The sequence below is a fragment of the Streptomyces sp. NPDC059564 genome, assembly GCF_042735575.1.
Taxonomy (GTDB): Bacteria; Actinomycetota; Actinomycetes; order Streptomycetales; family Streptomycetaceae; genus Streptomyces.
Genome location: NZ_JBHWBP010000125.1, coordinates 1 through 20,272, shown reverse-complemented (window position 1 = coordinate 20,272; position 20,272 = coordinate 1). Strand labels below are relative to the sequence as shown.

The following is a 20,272-nucleotide window of genomic DNA, read 5'->3' as shown; positions in this document are numbered from 1 at the left end:
GAGCCACTCAGCCACAAACACGCTCAACCAACCTGCACAACACCAGGTCAGGAGCATGACGACTACTCAGTTTCACTGAGCGCCGACAGTTGTCGACGACCAGTGAAACTGCTCATACTCAATCAACCTGCGCACCCGCACCTAGACTGTCCCTCATGCCCCTTGTGAACTGCGGTTTTACAGGTCGGGGGTCGGTGTCACCGAGATGACACCGATCGGTGAAGGCCAGCGACGGATTCAGCGTCCCGTAGTCGGCGCCTCTGAGGTTCCGCACGAACTTCGCGCCCTCTAGGGCAGGGCCACACGGCCTCCGGGCAGAGTGCCAGGCCGTCCTGTCGCCTGGCACTGGAACCCGCGCGGGACGACCAGTGGATTGTAGGGTCACCAGGTGAGTGACATTTATGAGTTGATGATCGCCCTCGACCTGCGGGACGAGATCTCCGAGAAGGAGCTCGCCGAGCTGAGCTGGCATCTGGGAATCGGACCCCAACCGGAATGCCTGTCCATCGTCACCAAGTTCCCCTTCGTAGTGGTGGACGACTCAGGGATCCCAGTGATTGAGGACGACCCGTACCCACTGCTGGCCGGGCACGGCGCGGCATGGCGGGTAGCTGGCGTGCTCTCCTCGGCACTGGCCAGTCGCGCGGACCTGCCCAGGAAGGGCTGGTCGCTGACGTCCCGCCAGGAAATCCACCCGGACGAGTTCGAGAAGGTCGGCGAGCTGCTCTGCTGGCTAGCCACAAGGACTCACGAAACGCACCAGCTCGGGGACGGCACAGTCTGGATCGGATCCCTCAGGTTCCACGAAGCCCAGGCTCCGGGTGTACTCCAAGTCAAAAGCGGGCAGGTCAACTGGCCGACCTGAACAGTGTTCACCGCAGCCGCCGAAGTGACCACCCCGCAACGGGCCGGGGCGCAGGCGGGTGCGGAAGGCCGGATGTCAGGGGCCGGAAGGTTCGTCCCAGGGCATGACAAGTAATGCCTTGCCCTCACCGGTCCAGGCGACGCGGCAGGTGCGGTTGTCGGCGTGGGCGCGCCAGCCGTGCATCCCAGCGTCGTAGTCGGCGTGGATCAGCGCGGTGCGTACCCGGGCCGGGCGGGCGGGCGTGACGGAGTGGTCCCATTCCAGGACATCGACCACCGGCAGGCCCTCCACGAAGACCCAGCCAGCGGCGGCGACCTGCCTCGCCCACGTGCGGGAGACGGACAGCTGGATGAGCGGCTCGGCGCCGTACTCGACTTTGTAGGTGAAGAACATCCCCGGCTCACCGTCGGTGATCCGGGATTCCACCCGTGCCGCGGGCACCTCGGGGACACGCGAGGCGTCATGGCCCGCACTCTCGCACCCGGCCCGGAAACCTGGAGGCGGATCCGGATGCGTCACGTAGTCCATGTCGTCGAACCAGGCCGCGAAGCCGGAACGCACCGCGTCCATCACCACCTGGCCGATCAGTTCCCTCGCCTGCCCCACCCTCATGGTTCCCCATCCCTCCGGCCCCGGGCCCCGGCCGCCACAGCGCGCAAACCCGGTATGCCACACCTCGGCACGACCCCACCCCAGATACCCGGCAACACCACCCATCCGAGCACCGGGGTCTTGACACCGCGGTCTCCCGACTCTGGTATCACCCGAGGGAAAATGCAGGAGGAGTTCGGAGCCCTCGGTGATGGGAGTTCCCGCTCTGGCTGGGCCCCATTCCCGGTCTACTGCCTGCGTTGCAGGATGACGTCAACGCAGGACCACGGCGTCGAATGGCAGCGATCAGATCGCGCAGCTCCGCGTTCTCAGGGTGCTCTGCAAGCAATCGGACCTCGTCGACGATCAGGTAGTACACGGCGCTTGCACGCCACCAGCGCCACGAGAACCGCCGATTCTTCTTTGCGGATCCACGACAACGGCCACGGCGAGCTCGCCGACCCTCGCCCACGCCCTGCCCGCCTGGGGCCACACCCTCATCACCGCAGCACACCACCACCATCAAGACACCGGCCGCCCACCAACCAGCCCCCTCCACCCCCTCATCACCACCCGTGATGCCACCACCCTCACCGAACACGCCACCGCCATCCACATCCGCCTACCCCACTCACACCCCACCGGCGCGGGACTCAGCGGTGCAGACAGGCGGCGGGACCTCCGGGCGCCATGAAACGCGCCGATGTTGCCGGCCAGGTTGAGGGAGACCAGCGATGATCAGGCAAGACCAGGCATGACGGGCCGCTGGCCTTCAGCGCCTGGACTTGGCTGCGACGGTGAGAGCTGACGGGTCTCTCTCAAGCCTGGGCATCCGCTTCACCGGATCGTCCCGGTGCGCCTGCTGACGGCCCCAGGGACGGCCGTAGACTCGCGCGCCATGGAAGAGATCTTCAGGCTCGGAGAGATCAGCTGCCCGTCGGGCACTCTGGTCATCGTTGACGGCAGCCGCTGGGGACGTGGAGCGGAGAACGTTCGCCGGCGGAAATCGATCCTGCTCTGCTTGGTATTGACGATCCGGCGATGGCTGCCGAAATACGCAACTCAGTCGACTTTGCCGTGGTCGGCCCAGACGCCTCGGCAGCGGCCCGCACTTTCGACCGGCAGCCAGGCTCCATGCTCCACGACATACCCCCCTCCCGGGCAGGGACGCTTGAGGCGATGTTCGACGAGCACTGCCGGACAACGCGGCTGGACGCCCGCTTGGCAGCATTGCCCAGCCGCGAACCACATGCCCAACGCGCGCCGTACCGCCGCTCAAGGCGGCGGCGGCTTCCTGATGTCCGGGGTGCCCGTCGTCGCATTGGGAGGAGTGCCCACCGATCGCCACCTGCCGGTGCTGGCTTCACGGGCCGACCACTGCGAGGGCGTCGGGCCGCGCTGGTCTGAGATATCGGTCCGGATGAGCGAAGCCACACCACAATCATCCGTGCGCCTGAGTGAGGTCGGCGTCGACTGGGCCCGCGTGCTCTTCGCCGATACAGACGCCCTGAACGCCTGGCAACACGACGAGCCCGTGGACGGCCTGGCCGACGTCGCATTCTGGGGCGCTGCCGCAGAGGAAGCCGCCGCAAAGTTTTCGGCACCGGAACTGGGCGAACCCGGCGAAGACGGTGTCCGCGGATGGGCTGGGCTGCCCGTGGCGCAGGCCTGGGAGAAGACACGCGCTGTGCAAAGCTGGAAGGAGGAGACCGGGCGGCGCATGATGGTCGACTTCCGACCCCATTCCCACCACTGGCAGATCATGCGACAGGTTCGTGCCTCTGAAGTCGAGGCCGGAACCGTGGACATCGGCGACGCCCGACTGCTCTGCGCGATGACCAGCTGGGGCGACGGCTACTTCCCCGTGCTCGCCAACCTGGACGTCTCAGGCGCACTGGTCGCAGTGAGGGTTAGCTTCTCCGACGCAAACGGGTAGCGGTCCTCCCCGTAACGGCTTGAGACGCGAGGGAATGCTGACCGACGGCGCTGGCCCACGCCAACCCGATCTGCACCAAAACGACCAGCACAAACGCCAGACATGACAGCGCCAAATCGGCACCCCACGTCAGTACCGAACACCCACGCCTACCAGCGGAAACAACACCCAGACCACTGACAAAAACCTGCCGAAAACCACCGACAGAACCCCGCAGATCATCAGCCCCGGCGACAGACGGCCGGGCGGCTGGGTCCAGGTGTCCATGCGCCGTCGCCCGTCAGGCGGCGGTGGCAGGGGTGTAGTCGGGGAGGCGGACCGGCTTGGTGCGGGTGTTCTCGGGGGCATTGGCGGCCAGCATGTCGAGGATCTCCTGGGTGGGAGCAGGCATGAAGAACCGTTCGGCGCCCTCGCGGCCCAGGGCCTGGTGTTCGGCCACGTAGGGACGCATCTGCTGCTCGTAGGCGGCAAAGGCGGCCGTGTGGTCACCGTCGCGGGTGGCGAGTTCGCCGGCGAGGAGGTAGGCGCCGATCAGTGCCTGGGAGGTGCCGCGGCCCGAGGTGGGGCCGGCGCAGTAGCCCGCGTCACCAAGGAGGACGATGCGGCCGGCCGAGTAGGTGTCCATCTCGACCTGGGCGTTGGAGTCGAAGAAGAATTCCTGCGCGGTGTCCATCTCCTTCAGCAGGCGCGGCACCTCCCAGCCCTCGCCGGCGAACCGCTCGGCGATGATCCGCTTGTGTGCGGCGGGGTCGCGGCGGTCGTAGTCCAGGTGCTCGGCGGCGAAGTGGAAGGCGGCACGGGCCTCGGTGTTGTCGCGGGCCGTGAAGATGTTGGCGGCCCTGCCGGGGGCAGCGTAGAGGCGGCCGGTGTTCTGAAGGCCCAGGTAGTTGTCGAGGTTGAAGATCGCGGTGTAGATGCCGAGGTGGCGGACGAACTCCTCCTCGGGGCCGAAGGCCAGGGCGCGGGTGCGGGAGTGCAGGCCGTCGGCTCCGACGACCAGGTCGAAGCGGCGGGGCGCGCCGTGTTCGAAGGTGACGAGCACGCCGTCTTCGTCCTGATCCAGAGTGGCGATGGAGTCGCCGAAGACGTATTCGACGTTCTCGCGGGTGGCCTCGTACAGCATGCGGGTCAGGTCGCCCTTGAGGACCTCCATGTCGCCGGCGAATATCGCCGCCGGGAGGGTGGCGTACTGGCGGCCCTCGGCGTCGACCATGGCCGCGTCGCCCATCCCGGTGTCCAGGGCGCGGATCTGCTGGAGGAGGCCCATGCGGTCCAGGACGTCGAGGGCCTCGCCGCGGAAGTCGACCGCGTAGCCGCCGTCGCGCAGCTCCGCGGCCCGCTCGACGATCGTGGGGGTGAAGCCGTGGCGGTGCAGCCAGTAGGCCAGGGCCGGGCCCGCGACGCTGCCGCCGGAGATCAGCACGGTCTGGGTCTTGGTCTGGGTCTTGGTCTCGTTCATTTTCCCTGTCCTCTCTCGGGGGTGATGTGTACAACGTACAGACGGGACATGCTTGGTGGAACAGGCGAGTTGAACAAACCGAGCTAGTGCACTACGGTTCGTCCGTACTAGTGCACCAGGGAGGGTGGGATGACGGAGCGGACGCAGGCGCCGTACGCGCGGATCGCGGCCGAGCTGCGCGGGCGCATCGAGCGCGGGGAACTGCGGCCCGGGGACCGGGTGCCCTCGACACGGGCCATCACCCAGCGGTGGGGGGTCGCCATGGCCACCGCGAGCAAGGTCCTGGCCGCGCTCGGGCAGGAGGGGCTGGTGCGGGCGGTGCCGGGGGTGGGGACCGTGGTCGCGGCCCGGCCCGCATCAAGCCAGGGACGCCGGACCGGTACAGAGGACGACGTGCAGCGGCGTGCGCGGATCGTCCGCGCGGCCGTCGAGATCGCCGACGCGGAGGGGCTGGCGGCCCTGACCATGCGCCGGCTCGGCGCGGAGCTCGGGGTCTCGGCGATGTCCCTGTACCGGCACGTCAGCAGCAAGGAGCAGCTGGTGGTGCTGATGGCCGACGCCGTGTTCGGGGAACAGACTCTGCCCGAGCGGCCGCCGCCGCGCTGGCGGGAACGGCTGGAACTCTCGGCGGCCCTGCAATGGCGGCTCTACCGGGCCCACCCCTGGCTGGCCAGCGCCATGAACCTCAGCCGGCCCCTGCTGATCCCCAACGGCATCCGCCACATCGACTGGGCCCTCGCCGCCCTGGACGGACTCGGCCTGGACAACGACACCCGGATGCACGCCGCCGTCACCCTCTTCGGGTACGTCCGCGGCCACGCCGTCGACCTCGAGCCGGAGTCCGACGCGGCACGCACCAGCGGCGTCAGCGGGCAGGAGTGGATGCGCGCCCAGGAGACACGGCTGGCGGCGCTGGTGGACGGCGGAGCCTTCCCGGCGTTCGCCGCGGCGAGAGCGGACTCCGCCCTCTCCCCCGAATCCCTCCTCCACCACGGCCTCACAGCCCTGCTCGACGGACTCGCCACCCGCATCACCACACCGGCGCACTGACCCTGTTGCTCAGCGGAAGGACGAGTTACCCAACGGGTCACTGGTCCGGTGCACGGAGCAAGGGGAAACCAGGCACCAGCGCAAAACCCGTACCCCGGCCCGCCAGTCACTCCGCTGACCAGCATAAACACCGAGAAAGCGCGAAATGGCGCCGCCGGTCCTTGAGACCCAGACGCCATCTGGAACACCCGCAAGATTCTCAACCAACCCGCAACAACCCCAGACCAGCCCAACCCTGGGCCGCAAGACCCGTTCTCACACCACCTTCAACATCCCAGCTCAGCAAGCCTCGGATATCGCAACCACCCACCCCCTCAGCGACAGATTGGCGCCTGACGGCAGCAGCTTGGCCGCCTCGTGACGGCCAAGATCGCCAAAGCCGCGCGGCATGAGCAGGGACTGCCGTCCCGAACTGGCTGACGCCCATCTGCTGCCACCGCCGCACCCATTCACATACGTCGAGATTCTCGATCTCCTCAGGCCGCCCGCAGACTGATCCACACGTCGTCGCTCTCCCGGATGGCGTAGATCGGGTCGGCGTTCTCCACCTTCCAGTCCTCCGGCACCACGTAGTACCGACCGTTCCCTTCGGCGAGGAGCCGGAGGCCGGTGTACCGGTACGGCAGGAGCAGGTCCTTGACCGGGAGTCGTTCTTCCACGGTGCCAGGCGCGGGCAGACTCAGCCTCCTGGAACTGAGAATCATGACGCGGGTCCATCCCTGGACATTGCGGGCGTGCTCCCTCGCGTCGTCCTGCGCGATCTGCCGGGTGACCTGAGTCAGGGCCCAGAACACACAGACACCCGCGACGAAGACCGACACGGTCCGTCGCCGGACATCGCCCGGACTGCGGCGCCCGGCCCCCCATGGTGCGCCCAGCAGGAATCCGGCCGCGATGGCGAGGGGCGCCGTCCAGGCATAGGGGTGGATCCAGCGCCAAAGCAACACCAGGAGGACACCCGCCGCGATGAACGACGGAGCGACGAACCTGGCAGCAGGCAGGGGCGGTAGCGGGCGGGTCCGCCGGCTCGACCCCGACATTTGGCCCCGTGCCCACGGAGCTGCGGCCAGGCCCGCGACGAGCAGGACCGCTAGCAGGACCGGAAGCCGCAGCAGGTGCAGGCTCTGGACCACCAGATTGGCGAACGAGAATTCGAGGGAGAAGAAATACAGGTTGAAATAGCGGTAGAACTGGCTGGTGTATGTGGCCCCGAGGTAGAACATCAGCGCCGCGGCCAGGGAAGCCTCGGCGACCACCACGCGCAGCAGCCCCGTCGAGGAGCCCTCGGGACGTTCCGCGAGTCCGGCCTGCCGGGCTTCGACGCTCCGACTCACCCCTTGTCCGGAACGCCACGGGTAGAAGAGTGCGGGGGATCGCCGGGCGTGAGGTTCCCGGGGATGTGACTGGGGTTCCGGTCGCGTTCCTCGGGTGCGCGAGGCACGGCCGGTGGAGAGGGAACCCCATCGCTCGGGCTGATCCCAGGCGGCCTTGTCGAACGGGTGCTGCGTTCGGGGCTGTCAGAGTCCAAACTCGTTCTTCGCGCTCTGGAAGCACTCCTCAATCTTCCAGCGGCAGCCGGCGATCCGCACGAGGTCGGCCAGGGTCGCCTCCAACGGTGCCGAAGCCAGGAAGTAGGCGAGCTCGTCAGGCTTGGTGATGCTGCGGCGGGCAAGCATCCATCGCTGGCGGGTGGGCTCGTCACCGTCGAACTCCCAGACGGCCGGCAGCCGGGCCGCGGCCCAGTCGTAAACGCGTGGCCCCTTGGCGCCATCGCCGCAGGAGAGCCGCTGCCATGCTTCGGCGGGAGCCTGGCCGATGAGGTGGTCGATGCGGGGGCCGTGCACCTGCTGGGACTTGGGCACGGCCATGACATAGGACAGGCCGGCGTCTTCCAGAAACCGGCGGAAGTGGGAGTCCTGCCCGTAGGCCGCATCCGCGGCCACCCAGGCGACGGGAAGCCGAGAGGCGAGTGCTCGCAGGACCATGGTGCGGGCCAGGTCGTTCTTCGTCGCGACGCCACGCTCGCCGGGAATCTTGGCAGCCCGACAGCGTTCTTGGTCGTCGGTCCAGGACTTGGGCAGGTAGAGCTCGCGGTCGACCAGGGCGTGGCCCCGGGTGGTGGCGTAGGCAGCGAAGACGCCGATCTGGCAGTTCTCGGTGCGGCCGGCAGTGCCGGAGTACTGCCGCTGCACCCCGGCTGAGGTGATGCCCTTCTTGACGAACCCGGTGTCATCGATGATCAGGACACCGTCGTCCGCGCCGAGATGCTCGGCAACGTATCCCTGCAGGTCATCACGGATATCGTCAGCCTCCCACCGGCTCTTCGCCAGGAGGTGCTGCAGTCCGTCCGGCGTGGAGTGCCCGGCAAACTCGGCCAGTTGCCACGAATTCTTGCGGCCCACCGGGCCGAGCAGACCACGGATGTAGTCCCGCATCCGGCGCCGCGGCTCGACACGCGGGAAGCGGTGCCCGATCTGCAGGAAGAGTTCTTCCAGTTCCTGTTCCCATTCGGCGGCGGGTACGTCGGCAATCACACCCAGTGACTGCCCAGCCGGATGTCACTACACACGGCGCGGGCACTCGTTTGCGGGACGGTCCCTGCGAACCCGTCCCGCACCCGGCACCACCCCGCTACACTCCCCACACTCAAGCCGTTGACCGGGCATAACATCAAAGTCCGGCTGGAGTACTAGTTCCAGGTCTGCAGGCGGCTGCCGTCGCAGGGCCGCTGGACGGCGAGCCCCGTCGCCCTGGCCCTGAATGGTCAGGCACTTGCCCGAATTCGCGTTGACCAGGCTCCAGCCGCCCCCGGTCCGGGCCTGCCAGCGCCAGCTCTGCCTGGCCGAACCGTTGCACGTCCACTACGCGCTCAACATGGCACGGGGACCGCTCAGTGGCAGTGGCCGGTCTTGAGCCGTAACAGCAGCTGAGGGATGGGCTGTTGCCGTCGGCAGCCTTCCGATACCCCGCGCGCTCTGGTTCCTCAGGGCTGCGCTGCTGTGAGGCTTGCCCTGGAGTTATCGGAAGGTCAGGTGCTGCCCTGGATGGACAGTGTGATGGGGTGGGGTCCGCGCAAGATTGCAGCGCTTGGACACAAAGGGGCGGAAATGCAGGGCACCATACGTCGACATGGGTCGTGGCGGAGGGCGGCGGGCGTGATCGTCGCGGCGTGGACGGTCTGCGCCGGCACGGTGATGCCGGCGGCCGCCGATACTGACCCGCGGGGCTACCTCACGAAGATGAAAGCCCAGGAGATGTGGAAGGTCGCAGACGGCACCGGCATCACGGTGGCCGTCATCGACAGTGGCGTCAAAGATATTCCAGGGCTGGAGGGCCGGGTCCTTCCAGGCATGTCTTTCATGGAGCCGCCGTTCGAACGTCCGGACGTGTCGTACCCGCCGCATGAGGATTTCGTCGGGCATGGGACCACCATGACCGCGGGGATCGTCGGCGACGGCTCGGCAGGCGGCCCGCGGGGCCTTGCTCCCGGCGCCAAAGTGTTGCCCATCCGCACCAGCGTCGGCACGCCCATGGCGTTTGCCGTGGCGTCCGAAGCCGCCAAGGGAATTCGGTACGCGGCCGACAACGGAGCCAAAGTCATCAACCTGTCCATCGGCATGACTCAGGACTGGCCGATGGGCAAGATCAAGCCGGCTGTCGAGTACGCCCAGAGCAAGGGCGTACTCATCTTCGCCGCCATGGGAAACGAGGGGGAGGGTAACAACTGGACCAACGTCATTGCCGCCCTGCCGGGAGTCCTCGGCGTAGGGGCCGTCGACGAGGATGGTCAAGTCATGCCGTTCAGCTCCCACGGGCCGGACACGGACCTGTCCGCCCCCGGTGGCCAAGTCCTGAACCGCTGCAACGGCAACAAGGATTGGTGCGTGGGAGACGGAGGTACCTCGTACGCCACCAGTCTGGCCTCCGCCTCCGCCGCGCTCGTCTGGTCGGCCCACCCCGACTGGACCGCAAACCAGGTGGCCCGTGTCCTCATCCAGACCGCTGGAGGCCCCGTCGACGGCGCCAAGCGCAGCGACTGGGTCGGCTACGGAGCCGTCCGCCCCCGCAAGGTGCTACTCGATCACGAGGGAGACCCGGGTGTGCCTGACGCTGACCCCCTGGCCAGCCCAGCCCCCGCGAAGGCCCCCACCCCCAGCGCTGAACAGACAGCCGCGGCGCCACGCCGGGTGGAATCTGCGGATGCGGAATCCGGCCTCTCCTGGCAGTGGCCAGCACTCGGCGCCGTCGTCGCCCTGAGCCTCGGCATCACAGTGCTTGTCAAGCGTCGTCGCCGCTGACCCTTCCGGGCTCGCCACCCCGGCCATCGATGAGCCCCGCGGTCCGGCCGGGCGTCCGCTCCAGAAATTCGGAGCGGACGCCCGGAGACGACGGCCCCGGCCTACGAGATGCGGACGCTGCACCGGTCCGGAGGGCCACGCCGAGCCGGGTGGACAACACAGTCAGGGCCGGGTCGCCGTCCCGTCGGCCTCGGTCCAGTTGTCCCAGGGCCAGAATCCTCCGATCGCGTAGCGGCCTTGGCCGTCCGGGGTGACGCTCTCAACGCCGGGCTCGCCTCGATACGTCGCGTCCCACGTAACTTGTCGTTAACCTCTGGGGCTGCTGTGTGCCGTGCACGGGCCGACTGAGCTCGCAAGTTGCTGTCAGAGCTCGGCCAGGGCCACCCAGGGGGTGTAGCCAACTGAAGCAACCGAGCCTCTGAGTGGGATCGGGGTTGCCCCGGGCCGTCGCAGTGAGCGGCGTCGTAGGTCCTGGAGTCTGCTGTCAGGGGGGTGCGTCAGAGTCTGCGCATGCTTGAGATCGTGGTGAGGACGGAGAACGCGGAGCGGCACGTTCGCGTGTCCAATGAGGAATTGGCTGTGCTGGTCCGGCGAATCGGCGGGGACGGGGACCGGTTCCTGGTGGTCCATCGGATACCCGACTTGCCCGATGTCTTCGCCCAGGTCTGGCACGAGTCCGGCGGAGACCAAACGCTGGAATACCGCGACGGTGCTGCCGACCGGCACTTCCAGGTAATGGTTGACGGTGTTGAGGCCGTGATCGAGGCGCTGACCGGCTGGGCCCGGCAGGGGTCCGGTTGGAGCACTGATCTGGTTTGGTCGCTGCTGGACATGGGCCCCACCCTCGATGTGCCAGCGCTCGACCTGGGCGAAGACGAGCTTAAGGCGTTGGAGAAGCGTGTCCGTGAAGCGCTGGTGGGCTGCTTCGTCGACCGCGCCGAACTGGCGGAACTCGCCGAGGAGTACCTGGTCTCTGCGGACCGTCGGCCCGTATCGCGCGAGCAGGCTCTGGCACTGGCCGACCGGATGTGGCTGGTGCGTGTCGCGGAGCAGGCCGAATGGCAGGGCGAGACCGACCCGGAACGACTCACCCGTGCGTTCACCGCCCTGCAGGAGGCCGGTATCACCGCCCGGGAGAACTTCACCTGCTGCCGCAGCTGCGGCCAGTCCGAGATCGGCGGCGAGGTCGGGACCGATGCCCGTGGCCTCGTCTATTTCCACTCCCATTGCACGGACTCGGCCGCCGTCGGCCATGGACTGATGCTCCGTTACGGAGGCTTCGACGGTTCATCCGAGACCACCTCAGCCATCGGCCACGAGGTCTTTGCTGCCCTGGAAGCAACCGGTCTCCAGGCCGATTGGGACCGTGATCCCAACCGGGCCATCACCGTCACCCCACTGGATTGCCGCCGCCGCTTGCTCGGCTAGAGACCCTCTCCAGGGCGTCCATTCGGCAAGGCCACCTGTGCGGCTGTCACGGGTCGATCCAGTTCCGCGGGGCTTGGGTACCGTTTGTGAGGCATGCATGACATGTATGAGGGGGCTGCGAAGGCCGTAGCAGTGGCGTCGCTGTCAGTGCCTCTGTGCACCATTGAGCGCATGCGATGGACGACAGACACCCTGCTTGTGGTATCCGGGCTGTACTACCTCGTGGGGGAAGATGCAGCTCTCTTCAACAGCGACGAGGACGGAAGTGACCGGGTATTCGAAGGGAACACCCTGGCTGCAGGGGGGCCAGAACACCTCACGTTGCTTGCTGGTACGCATACAGGCGCGATCCGTCTCACCGTCGAACGGCCGCTGTCCGAGCCGGGACCGCCGGCATCGGAGTGGGACACCGTGGTCGACGTCAGCATCTACAGCACCAGCGGCAAGCTGTGGTTGAACGACGGAGAGGGCGAAACGCGTTCGGCTGCGGGCAACCTCGCACACACGGGGCCGGGGTGGTATCGAGTGCGGGCACATGCCCGCGGTCGCGACCGAGGCGAAGCAGAGGGCATTCCTGACGCCTGGGTCGAGGAACACCTCATGAGTATTTGGCCCGCGCCTGCCCAACATGATTTGGTCCACCGAGTCACGGACGCGTTCGGTACGGCGTACCACGATCCGGAACGTCCGCCGAGTGCACCGATTTACCCCGCTGAGGCTCTTCCCTGGGCCGAACGAGTCGGTGATGCGAAGGTCCGAGCATGGGCAAAGGAGTTCAACTACGGTGCAGAGGATCAGGCCCGCATCGTTGAGGCAATCAACGCCGCCGGTATTTGAGCTGCTCGGCCTACCTGGGCGTCCTCGGTAGGGCCCCCGCACACGCTGATCAGGCTGCCGTCGTGAGAGCTGACGAGGTGAGGCCGGGCCTGTGAGGATCTTCTTCTGAGTGATGCGGCGGGCCATGAGGGTGATGGCGGCAGGTGCGCAAGGAGGTGTCCGAGGCGCTCCACTCCGACATCGTCTCGGAGTTCGCCGCCTCCCTGGACGCCCGCGACCCCGGCCGCCCGGCCCCCTCCCTGCCGTACATCGGCGACGTCCCCGCCGACCCCGGTCTGGTCCTGGCCTCACCACCGCCCGGGCCACGCTGGAGGGAGCCGACGGGGCCGTCGTGCTGCGCGCCGCCGGACACTGATGGGAGCTCCACCCCTCCGTCCGCCCCGCGCTGGGGGCCCTGGTCTCCGGCGCCCGCCTCACCTTCGGGGGCCTGGCCGAGCGCTCCGGCCTCACCGTGGAACAGGTCGCGGCCCTCGCCACCGAGCTGGTATCCAAGGACGCGGCCGCCGTCTCCCCCAGGTAGGACCCGCCATGTTCCAGGCCCCCGCCCCCGCCACCGTCGACCGGATGCTGGCCGCCCAGCAGAACGCCGCCGACCAGTTCGGCCTGCGCGCCACCGGCCGCCGGGTGTGGGGGTACCGGGGCCGGACCCTGTCGGGCGCCGCCGGCCCGCACTGGCTGCGCGTGGTCTGCGCCGAGGCCGGCACCGAGGGCGGCACCCTGTGGAACGGCCCGTCCACCTCCCGCACCCTCCCCGCCGCGGTGCCGCGCCCCGACCTGTTCCGTATCCAGGACTGGACCACCGATGGCTACACCTACCGCGCCGAGCTGTACGCCTACGCTCCGCATCCGAGGGTCTCCCCGCGCCCCGTCCTCGACGAGGACCCCGCCCTTCCCGAGACGTGGTGGAAGGAGATGACGGCCGCCCTGGACGCCCTCGCCGACGTCCCACCGCGGGCGGACCGCGAGGCCGTACGCGAGGAGTACCTGCGCCGCGTCATCCCCCAGTTCACCGGCCACCAGGTCGACGACATCACCTGGTCCACCGCCCACGGCGACCTCCACTACGGCAACGTCACCCGCGGCCCGCACATCCTGGACTGGGAAGGATGGGGCCGCGCCCCGTACGGCTACGACGCGGCCACCCTGTACGTCTACGCGCTCCTGACCCCCGAGACGGCCGCCCCCATCCGGGCCCAGCTGGCCCCAGCCCTGGACCGGCCCGCAGCCCGCGGCCCGCACCGACTGCTGACCGAGTGCGCCCAGGTCCTCCAGGCCCAGGACCGCGTCGACTTCTGCGCCGAGTTGCCCGGCCCCGCGCGGATGCCGGTGCGGAGGTGCCGAGGAGGAGCAGGGCGCTGAGGCTGAGGCCCATGAGGGCTCCTGGTGTATTCCGGAGGGATGGTCACGTCTCGGGTGGGCAACAGCGGCGGATGGTGAGTGTGGTGGGCCGGCCGGATGGGCCAGCCGCACCACCTCGGGGATCAGTTCCTGGTGTTCCAGGCGCAGTGGACGTGCGTGTCGTGTTCCGGGTACCCGGGGCCGAGGACCTGGGAGGCGCCGAGGAAGTGGCACGCGCTTTCGAGGCGTTCGGCGAGCTCGCGGCCCTTGCCCGACACGGCGACGTGTACTCCGTTGATCTCACTCGTGTCGAAGGCGACACCCTTGTAGTGCAACGAGTCCCGGCTGTGATCGCCACCTGCGAATTCGGTGATGTTGATGGAGAAACCGTGATTGGCGTTGAGCTGAAGGACACCGCGGAGCATCCGCTCGTCCAGCTCTACCCGCTTGCCGTGAGCATCGCCGTACGAGCTCGTTAGCGCCCTCTTTCCATCCGCGGCGTCGCGGATGTTGCTGAGCGCGCTGGAGTCGAGGTGGGGGCCGCCCACGGGCTTGGAGTGCGCGTTGAGTGAGGTGATGCCACGACGGTTCAGGATCTGCTGAGCGAGGGCGGTGCTGTCACCACGGACTGGAATGGCGGGCGAGTGGTCCAGAGAGGCCCGGGTCTTCGGTCCGACGATGCCGTCGGCCGCCAAGCCGTGAGCCTTCTGGAAGTGCTTGACCGCCGCGGTGGTGGCGCTGTCGAAGACCCCCGTCGTCGTCACCGGGCTGCCGAGGGCGGCCAGACGGTCCTGCAGCTGGGTGACGGCCTCCCCCGTCGCTCCCGGACGCAGGGTAAGGGGAACGATGGGGGAGATCGACCACTCGGGGTGGGGGGTGAGGTGGCGGGCAGGGGGAACCGACTCGGCGCTGGCGCTCATGGCTGCGCCGGTCAGGACGAGCCCAGCCAGGGCGGCGGAGGCGAGCACGCGGCCCGTGCGGGTGGTGGGCAGAGGGAAATTCACGGTGTGACTCCTTCAGGTGTGAGCCCTCGTCCGGGCATGGCGAAGAACGCCCGTACGGGGGTGGGGTGGTGGGGTGTCGCCGGGTCGTTCACACCGGCTGATCTCCACATTGCCCGAGACCTCGTCGCGCTTCTACGCTGTGGGGCCGCCGACTCATGCGCGCATATCCGCCGACGTATGCATGGCTGTGAGCTGCGGGTATGCAGAGGTCAAGCGAAGGGGGAAATACGCGGATGCGGCAGAACCGACCCGTGGGACCGGCTGGGGAACCCGAGCAGGGGATGTCGCCAGCGCGAGTGGAGCTCGCCCGTTTACTGCGGCAGTGGCGCAAGGAGGCTGCCGGAAACCCCACCCAGGCCACTGCGGCTAGGCACACCAACTTCAACCAAGGCACCCTGTCGCGCTACGAGAACGCCAAGCAGGACGTTCCCGAACCGGCGATCCGTTCCCTGGCGGAGTACTACGAGCGGACCGAGCAGGATCTCGCCGGCGCGCTCGATCTCAGGATCCGGAGCGAGGATGAACCGCCTGGCGACTCCGACGGGCGCGATGCCGCTCCTGGTGTGCCGGCGGCCCGAGGCGGGAAGAGGATGCCGCTTCTCCTCGGAACAGCGGCTGCGGTTGTTCTCGTGGTCGTCGTCGCCGTCGTCGCCACCGTCTACCTCTCGAACTCCGGCACGACCACGCCCTCGGCCTCCTCCGCGGCACCGGTCCGCCCGCTTGCCGCACCGACCGCATCCTGCAGTGGCAGCACATGCGTCCACGCCGAACCAACCACCACGATCTGCCAGAACGATGCCGTCACCACCGCCGAGGGGCGAGACTTCGGCGTTCACATCGAATTGCGCTACAGCCCCGGCTGCCATGCCGCCTGGGGCAAGCTGACCGGAAGCTCCCCCGGCGACCGCGTCCAGGTCTTCGGCAAGGAGGGCAACCCCTCGCACCAGGAGGAATACCGGCAGCAGACCGGCCGAACGGCCCACACACAGATGGTCGAGGCCAGCGGCCCGAATGACAGCCGCGCTTGCGCCATCATCGACTCCCGCGGCACCGTATGCACCAGCCCCCTTCCCACGGCCGGGCCTAGCGCATCGACACTGCGCTAGGCGTTTGTCGGATCACCGGATGGTCGTGCGCCAGGCCCTGCTCGGGGCCTCGGCGGGCTGTCCCACCGCGGCCGTCGTCCACGAGCCCGCGCAGTACCCGGCGGGCTCGCTCGCAGCCGCGGGGCCTACGGAAGTGGCTGTTCCTCTCGGTGTTCGGGCCGACGGGCGCGCAGCTGCGCGGGGCAGGTGGCTCCGAGGGACCTCGCCGGGAGGTCTGCCCTTTCCACGGCACGCGCATCATCCGGGAGTCTCGCTCTCTGCTGTTTGGCCTCGTCTTGTGACTGCGAGCTTCCGCTTACTCCAGATAGAGAGCTGCCAAGCGGGGAAGTCGGCGAGTCATTTCGTCGTGGTCATCGAAATCGAAGTTCCAGGTGGGGTCCAGCTCCGGGTAGCGGATGGTGGGTGGGCTCGTGGGGAGCTGATCACCGGTCGCCGAGATGAGTGCGTTCCAGGCGATGCCCAGCATGTCCTCGCCCTCCAGGTCGACGCCGTCGGCTGCCGAGGCTTGAACGATGGGCAGTTCTGCCAGGGCATCGGGATCAGCGACTGTGCGCTCGAAGACTTCACGGCCCTGAGCGATCAGCCAGCCGCGGAAGTAGTCGAAGCCGTCGTCAGAGCACCCACCGTTGGCGAGGTAGGCAGCGGCCCAGAGAGGATTGGTGTAGGAGTCAACCATCAGGTCCCACAGCACCTGTTCAGCTGCGACGATCTCCTCGACCGGCTGGGAGGCCAGCAGCGAGGTCGCCTCGCGAGCGACCGCTTCGCCGTCGTTCGGGTTGGACGCCTGATTGCGGGCTGCCTCAATGAGCTGCCAGAACTGCTGCTTGTTCATGGAGGCAGAGCCTGCCACCTGTCACTGACATCGGGCCGGTCGCGGGAGCTTGGCCCACCAGAGCAGCCGCGTCGCTCATGTCAGCGCGTGTGGTCGCCGGGTGCATACCGGCTCCAGGTTCCTCCGGCTTCGGTGACCAGGCGGGTGGCGGTCTTGTCGTGGTGGCCCAGCGCCTTCGCGATGACGAGTGCCGGGGCTTGGAGGACGCCTGGCGGATCGCGGAAGTCCTGCCTCGCTGCGGCGGGACACCGATCTTTCGTAGGTGAACCTGGAGGCTGACCGGGTTTATGGGCTGTCCGGGCTGGCGGCCGGGGAAGAGCCACTGTGAGCTCCTGCTGCTGGCGTAGGGCACGTGTTGCCGGGACTGAATGTAGGCCCGCATCAGGTCGGCGATGGGCTGTGGCAGCGGGGACGGCGGGTCTCCCAGCCGGACGGTGATGGTGGTCGCGTCGTCGGCGACGTCGTCGATGGTGAGGCGGACGATGCGGAAGACGGGTTGCGCGTAGAGGAGAACGAGGGCGGCGGCGACCCGGGCCCGCAGGGGCAAGGAGTCGTCGTTGAGGATCCGGCGGAGGATCGCGAGCCGGCGGTGCTGGTGCGGCGGTTCCGAGTCCTGGGCGATGACCGCCGGCGGCAGCGTGAGGCGGGGCATCCGGCCGCTCTTCATGCACCACCGCAGGAATGACTGTGACGGGCGGCGGGTTGCCAGGCTCTCGGTGTGCCAGGCGTCGATGTCAGCCTGCTGGCACTATCCGATTGCACGTCCTCGGCCAGCGAGCCATGCGAGGAAGGCGCCGGCCTGGGTGACTTCCTGCTTGGTGTGGTTGGTCTGGGAGCGTCCCAGCGGTCCCTTCTCCGCCTTCGTCCGCAGGCGCCGCACCTGGTGCCAGGTGGCGAAGCGGCGGAGAAGCTGGCGGTGTTCGGGTTCCTCGATGGTGGCGAGCCGCTCGGTCAGCCAGCGCTGGTAGAGCATGAGCTGCCGGTCGACCCGCGGGAGGACGCCGCTGTCCATCAGCAGGTCACTCAGGTGAGTGACGGTTCGCCAGGGGGATTCCTGGTGCAGCCCGTCATGGGCGAGCGGGATACTGCCCGTGGCCAGGCCCTGGAGGAGACGGACGACGTTGGGGTTGCGCAGCCAGATGAGTCGGCTCTTGGGCCGGTCCATCTCCAGCAGGATCTTGACCAACGGCAGGAACGCCGGGGCGACGCGGCCGGTGCCGTCGTCGAGGAGGCGGGCGAGCGTGTCGGCGAGGGTGCAGTGTTCGCAGAGACGTCCGCCAAGCAGCAGCCCCTCGAAGCCGCAGCGATCGCAGAAGAAGTCGCGGGCGATGCCCGCGCAGTCACGGCAGATCGGTGCGCCGTCAGTGTCCCGCCCGGGCAGCAGCCGGTCGGTGTCGCAGCAGGGGCAGCGGCCACGGACTCGCATGGCGCGGTCGTAACAGGTTCGGCAGATCGGACCGTCCGGCCACTCGGCGGACTTCTTCATGCTCGACAACTGCGGCTGAGCCGGCCGTCCCGGGCTGTCGCTAGCCACGGGAAACGGTGACCGGATCGTTTCGAACGTGGTCTACCGCCTTTGAGCTTGACGTTAAGCGTCAAGCTCAGGAACAGGCCCGCCATCAGCTTCACCTTCCCGAGGGGACCGGTTCACCGGCGAAAGGCCGCTGCGCGCGGCAGTGCGGACTGTGGCCGAGGGCTCGTGTCCACCCGATCCGGCAACCGCCGGAACAATCGGCCACGCGCCGCCATCGCCATGACCGCCGTCCCGTCTGGAGGGGTCGCCGCGCTCGGTCGACACCGCGACGCGGGCGGTCAGGGCCCGATTCCCGCCGCAATGGCTGGAGGAACCGGCGGGCCAGCCGCGCCCTCTGTCGATGAGCGGGAGACGCAGGCCGACCAACGCAATTGGCGTGTCTGCTGCGTTGTGGCTGGCTTTTGCCCTTCTGGGGCCGCCGAGGCCTCAAAAACCTCAGATCTGACTCAAATCACTTACGAATCGGGAGAGTTGATCATAGGGTTTTGCTCGAAACGGAAGGTTGCCCTCCTGACCAGAGGTGCCGCCTTATACCGAAGAATTGGGGAACCTTCACATGAAGCGTACGACGTCCGGCTTACTGTCCATCGCCCTCCTGGGCGGGTTCATCGCAGGCAGCGCCGGTACCGCATCTGCCTCTACCACCGGAGGCCCGCAGGGGGTGGACCCGATCGGCGAACGCCGGGCCATGTGCACCGTCTACAAGGACAAGAACGCCTGCGCATCGCTGATGCAGCACAACAAGATGACAGAAGCCGTGAAGAACTGCCTGCTCAAGGCGGGTATTGGTGGTGCGGCCGCGTTCGTTGTGGGCAAGTATGTCAGCAAGGACCTGGCCAACGATATCGCCAGTAAGGTCGTTGTCGCGGGTGGCGCCGCGTGCCTGTCAGCACTTACCTGACCGAACCTGGGGAACCAATGGGCGCTAAGGTTATTGCAACACTCGTGTGGGTGGCTGTGTTCTTCGGAGTGGAATACGCACTCCGGGACGTCACGTGGGCCCAATACGCCGCCGTGATCGTTTTGTGCGGCGGGTACGGCCTGATCCTTAACAAGATCAGCAAGAGCCAGGCGGGAAACCGCTAGCGCCCCAGCCTCCTCAACGCACTATTCCAACCTCTATGTATGGAGCCCCCGGCTTTGCCGGGGGCTCCATACATCTGCCAGCCGTGCGCGGTGCGGACAGCCTGCACGAAGAGGCTCCAACGGCCGGCAACCAGATCTGGGTACGGCATCACATCACCAGCTCAGCCGACATCGACGTCAACCGCCCGTCCGCGGCCTGGAGCGCGACGCGCAGCCGAGTGTCGAGTTGGCGAGTCGTGCGCTCGGTCCCTTCACGTGGCGACGTTGCACTCCTCGTAGGGCTCGCTCACCGCATTCTGCGGGAGGACTCGTCGTGGTGGTCCTTCGGTACTCAGAGGGCGTTATGTGCGGTCTCGTGCTGCGCGAGTCGCAGCAGTCCTGTGTGAGGCAGGATTCGGTCATGGGTATTCGGATCGAGTGGCCTGCACCCATGGACGAGTACGACTGGGCAATACCGGAGGCCAAGGGCTGGCTGGAGGTCACCGTCGAGTGGGACGGAGACAGGCAGGTCGTCGACGTGTACGACCCGGTTCGACTTACACAGTCAGTAACCAGCGAGACTGCCCGGCTCGGGCGATTCAAGGCCAGGCGCCTGCTGGTGGTCCCGAGTGTCACCCGCGAAAACATCGAATCCGCCATCTCCGCGATCGCGGACGAAGGCTTCTTCGATCACTGAGCTTCTTCGAGTTGGCCACCGATCGGGTGATGGTCGTGAAGCGCAACGAACGAGGCCCCCGAGGTGTTGATCGAGATGTCTGACGTCTCAATCACGTTGCTCGGGGGGCCTCGTTGGTCATCCATCCTGCCGCACTTGACCTGCCGCATGCGCTCGTGGAGTGGGTCGCCATGCTGGTTGTCACTCGTGAGGGCGACCGGCGCTGCAAGCTCCGTCCGTCCCAGCGGGCGAT

18 protein-coding genes and 2 pseudogenes are annotated in these 20,272 nt (G+C 67.8%); 12 read left to right on the top strand and 8 right to left on the bottom strand.

The genetic code is table 11. The annotated features are described in order from the left end of the window. The first annotated feature begins 388 nt into the window (after window positions 1-388). Window positions 389-865, top strand: coding sequence for a hypothetical protein (locus ACFV0Q_RS21475; RefSeq protein WP_385007663.1), 477 nt, complete (start codon window positions 389-391; stop codon window positions 863-865). A gap of 75 nt (window positions 866-940) precedes the next feature. Here the strand turns inward: ACFV0Q_RS21475 and ACFV0Q_RS21470 are convergent, their stop codons facing one another. After that, window positions 941-1,477, bottom strand: a complete 537-nt coding sequence (locus ACFV0Q_RS21470) for a hypothetical protein (protein WP_385007661.1) — start codon at window positions 1,475-1,477, stop codon at window positions 941-943. Between the two features lie 1,228 nt (window positions 1,478-2,705). Between ACFV0Q_RS21470 and ACFV0Q_RS21465 the strand changes: the two genes are divergently transcribed. Further along, window positions 2,706-3,392, top strand: a complete 687-nt coding sequence (locus ACFV0Q_RS21465; protein WP_385007659.1) for a hypothetical protein — start codon at window positions 2,706-2,708, stop codon at window positions 3,390-3,392. 280 nt (window positions 3,393-3,672) lie between these two features. Here ACFV0Q_RS21465 and ACFV0Q_RS21460 read toward each other — a convergent pair whose 3' ends face one another. Then, on the bottom strand, window positions 3,673-4,851 hold the full coding sequence (locus ACFV0Q_RS21460) for an FAD-dependent monooxygenase (protein ID WP_385007657.1): 1,179 nt from the start codon (window positions 4,849-4,851) through the stop codon (window positions 3,673-3,675). A 129-nt stretch (window positions 4,852-4,980) separates the two neighbouring features. Here ACFV0Q_RS21460 and ACFV0Q_RS21455 point away from each other — a divergent pair, with 129 nt between their 5' ends. Further along, window positions 4,981-5,901, top strand: a complete 921-nt coding sequence (locus tag ACFV0Q_RS21455; protein WP_385007655.1) for a GntR family transcriptional regulator — start codon at window positions 4,981-4,983, stop codon at window positions 5,899-5,901. Between the two features lie 476 nt (window positions 5,902-6,377). Here ACFV0Q_RS21455 and ACFV0Q_RS21450 read toward each other — a convergent pair whose 3' ends face one another. The 3 genes and pseudogenes from ACFV0Q_RS21450 to ACFV0Q_RS21440 form a co-directional block, all read right to left on the bottom strand. Then, window positions 6,378-7,160: a hypothetical protein gene (locus ACFV0Q_RS21450; protein ID WP_385007653.1), complete on the bottom strand. Its 783-nt coding sequence runs from the start codon at window positions 7,158-7,160 to the stop codon at window positions 6,378-6,380. Window positions 7,161-7,418: 258 nt separating this feature from the next. After that, window positions 7,419-8,435 (bottom strand): IS701 family transposase, encoded by a 1,017-nt coding sequence (locus tag ACFV0Q_RS21445; protein WP_385007651.1) that lies wholly within the window; start codon window positions 8,433-8,435, stop codon window positions 7,419-7,421. 27 nt (window positions 8,436-8,462) lie between these two features. Continuing rightward, a pseudogene (locus ACFV0Q_RS21440) lies at window positions 8,463-8,750 on the bottom strand (RICIN domain-containing protein); the annotation flags it as partial. A gap of 306 nt (window positions 8,751-9,056) precedes the next feature. Between ACFV0Q_RS21440 and ACFV0Q_RS21435 the strand changes: the two are divergent. The 4 genes from ACFV0Q_RS21435 (at window position 9,057) to ACFV0Q_RS21420 (ending at window position 13,823) form a co-directional block, all read left to right on the top strand. Next, window positions 9,057-10,199, top strand: a complete 1,143-nt coding sequence (locus ACFV0Q_RS21435; RefSeq protein ID WP_385007649.1) for a S8 family serine peptidase — start codon at window positions 9,057-9,059, stop codon at window positions 10,197-10,199. A gap of 510 nt (window positions 10,200-10,709) precedes the next feature. Further along, complete coding sequence (locus ACFV0Q_RS21430) at window positions 10,710-11,627, top strand: DUF6891 domain-containing protein (protein WP_385007647.1); 918 nt, start codon at window positions 10,710-10,712, stop codon at window positions 11,625-11,627. Window positions 11,628-11,798: 171 nt separating this feature from the next. Further along, the gene (locus ACFV0Q_RS21425; RefSeq protein WP_385007645.1) at window positions 11,799-12,464 is read left to right on the top strand and encodes a hypothetical protein; all 666 of its coding nucleotides are present in this window, start codon (window positions 11,799-11,801) and stop codon (window positions 12,462-12,464) included. A 528-nt stretch (window positions 12,465-12,992) separates the two neighbouring features. Then, window positions 12,993-13,823 carry a hypothetical protein gene (locus ACFV0Q_RS21420; protein WP_385007643.1) on the top strand — a complete coding sequence of 277 codons (831 nt, stop codon included), beginning with the start codon at window positions 12,993-12,995 and terminating at the stop codon, window positions 13,821-13,823. A gap of 122 nt (window positions 13,824-13,945) precedes the next feature. On the opposite strand, the gene ACFV0Q_RS21415 is transcribed toward ACFV0Q_RS21420, so the two are convergent. Further along, window positions 13,946-14,806, bottom strand: coding sequence for a peptidoglycan-binding protein (locus ACFV0Q_RS21415; protein WP_385007641.1), 861 nt, complete (start codon window positions 14,804-14,806; stop codon window positions 13,946-13,948). A 296-nt stretch (window positions 14,807-15,102) separates the two neighbouring features. Here ACFV0Q_RS21415 and ACFV0Q_RS21410 point away from each other — a divergent pair, with 296 nt between their 5' ends. Beyond that, complete coding sequence (locus ACFV0Q_RS21410; RefSeq protein ID WP_385007639.1) at window positions 15,103-15,912, top strand: DUF2690 domain-containing protein; 810 nt, start codon at window positions 15,103-15,105, stop codon at window positions 15,910-15,912. Window positions 15,913-16,207: 295 nt separating this feature from the next. Here ACFV0Q_RS21410 and ACFV0Q_RS21405 read toward each other — a convergent pair whose 3' ends face one another. Beyond that, on the bottom strand, window positions 16,208-16,744 hold the full coding sequence (locus ACFV0Q_RS21405) for a DUF4240 domain-containing protein (RefSeq protein ID WP_385007637.1): 537 nt from the start codon (window positions 16,742-16,744) through the stop codon (window positions 16,208-16,210). Between the two features lie 352 nt (window positions 16,745-17,096). Here ACFV0Q_RS21405 and ACFV0Q_RS21400 point away from each other — a divergent pair, with 352 nt between their 5' ends. Continuing rightward, complete coding sequence (locus tag ACFV0Q_RS21400; RefSeq protein ID WP_385007635.1) at window positions 17,097-17,429, top strand: hypothetical protein; 333 nt, start codon at window positions 17,097-17,099, stop codon at window positions 17,427-17,429. 63 nt (window positions 17,430-17,492) lie between these two features. On the opposite strand, the gene ACFV0Q_RS21395 is transcribed toward ACFV0Q_RS21400, so the two are convergent. Then, window positions 17,493-18,170 (bottom strand): hypothetical protein, encoded by a 678-nt coding sequence (locus tag ACFV0Q_RS21395; RefSeq protein WP_385007633.1) that lies wholly within the window; start codon window positions 18,168-18,170, stop codon window positions 17,493-17,495. A 664-nt stretch (window positions 18,171-18,834) separates the two neighbouring features. On the opposite strand from ACFV0Q_RS21395, the gene ACFV0Q_RS21390 reads away from it, so the two are divergent. The 3 genes and pseudogenes from ACFV0Q_RS21390 to ACFV0Q_RS21380 form a co-directional block, all read left to right on the top strand. Next, the gene (locus ACFV0Q_RS21390; protein ID WP_385007631.1) at window positions 18,835-19,179 is read left to right on the top strand and encodes a hypothetical protein; all 345 of its coding nucleotides are present in this window, start codon (window positions 18,835-18,837) and stop codon (window positions 19,177-19,179) included. 615 nt (window positions 19,180-19,794) lie between these two features. Then, on the top strand, window positions 19,795-20,040 hold the full coding sequence (locus ACFV0Q_RS21385) for a hypothetical protein (protein ID WP_385007629.1): 246 nt from the start codon (window positions 19,795-19,797) through the stop codon (window positions 20,038-20,040). A 113-nt stretch (window positions 20,041-20,153) separates the two neighbouring features. After that, a pseudogene (locus ACFV0Q_RS21380) lies at window positions 20,154-20,272 on the top strand (IS5/IS1182 family transposase); the annotation flags it as partial.

What these genes read in the sequence shown, in the direction of transcription:
- ACFV0Q_RS21470 (WP_385007661.1), bottom strand. Translation starts at nt 1,477, where the DNA reads ATGAGGGTGGGGCAGGCGAGGGAACTGATCGGCCAGGTGGTGATGGAC.
- ACFV0Q_RS21465 (WP_385007659.1), top strand. Translation starts at nt 2,706, where the DNA reads ATGCCCAACGCGCGCCGTACCGCCGCTCAAGGCGGCGGCGGCTTCCTG.
- ACFV0Q_RS21460 (WP_385007657.1), bottom strand. Translation starts at nt 4,851, where the DNA reads ATGAACGAGACCAAGACCCAGACCAAGACCCAGACCGTGCTGATCTCC.
- ACFV0Q_RS21455 (WP_385007655.1), top strand. Translation starts at nt 4,981, where the DNA reads ATGACGGAGCGGACGCAGGCGCCGTACGCGCGGATCGCGGCCGAGCTG.
- ACFV0Q_RS21430 (WP_385007647.1), top strand. Translation starts at nt 10,710, where the DNA reads ATGCTTGAGATCGTGGTGAGGACGGAGAACGCGGAGCGGCACGTTCGC.
- ACFV0Q_RS21425 (WP_385007645.1), top strand. Translation starts at nt 11,799, where the DNA reads ATGCGATGGACGACAGACACCCTGCTTGTGGTATCCGGGCTGTACTAC.
- ACFV0Q_RS21420 (WP_385007643.1), top strand. Translation starts at nt 12,993, where the DNA reads ATGTTCCAGGCCCCCGCCCCCGCCACCGTCGACCGGATGCTGGCCGCC.
- ACFV0Q_RS21405 (WP_385007637.1), bottom strand. Translation starts at nt 16,744, where the DNA reads ATGAACAAGCAGCAGTTCTGGCAGCTCATTGAGGCAGCCCGCAATCAG.
- ACFV0Q_RS21395 (WP_385007633.1), bottom strand. Translation starts at nt 18,170, where the DNA reads ATGCGAGTCCGTGGCCGCTGCCCCTGCTGCGACACCGACCGGCTGCTG.
- ACFV0Q_RS21390 (WP_385007631.1), top strand. Translation starts at nt 18,835, where the DNA reads ATGAAGCGTACGACGTCCGGCTTACTGTCCATCGCCCTCCTGGGCGGG.
- ACFV0Q_RS21385 (WP_385007629.1), top strand. Translation starts at nt 19,795, where the DNA reads ATGGACGAGTACGACTGGGCAATACCGGAGGCCAAGGGCTGGCTGGAG.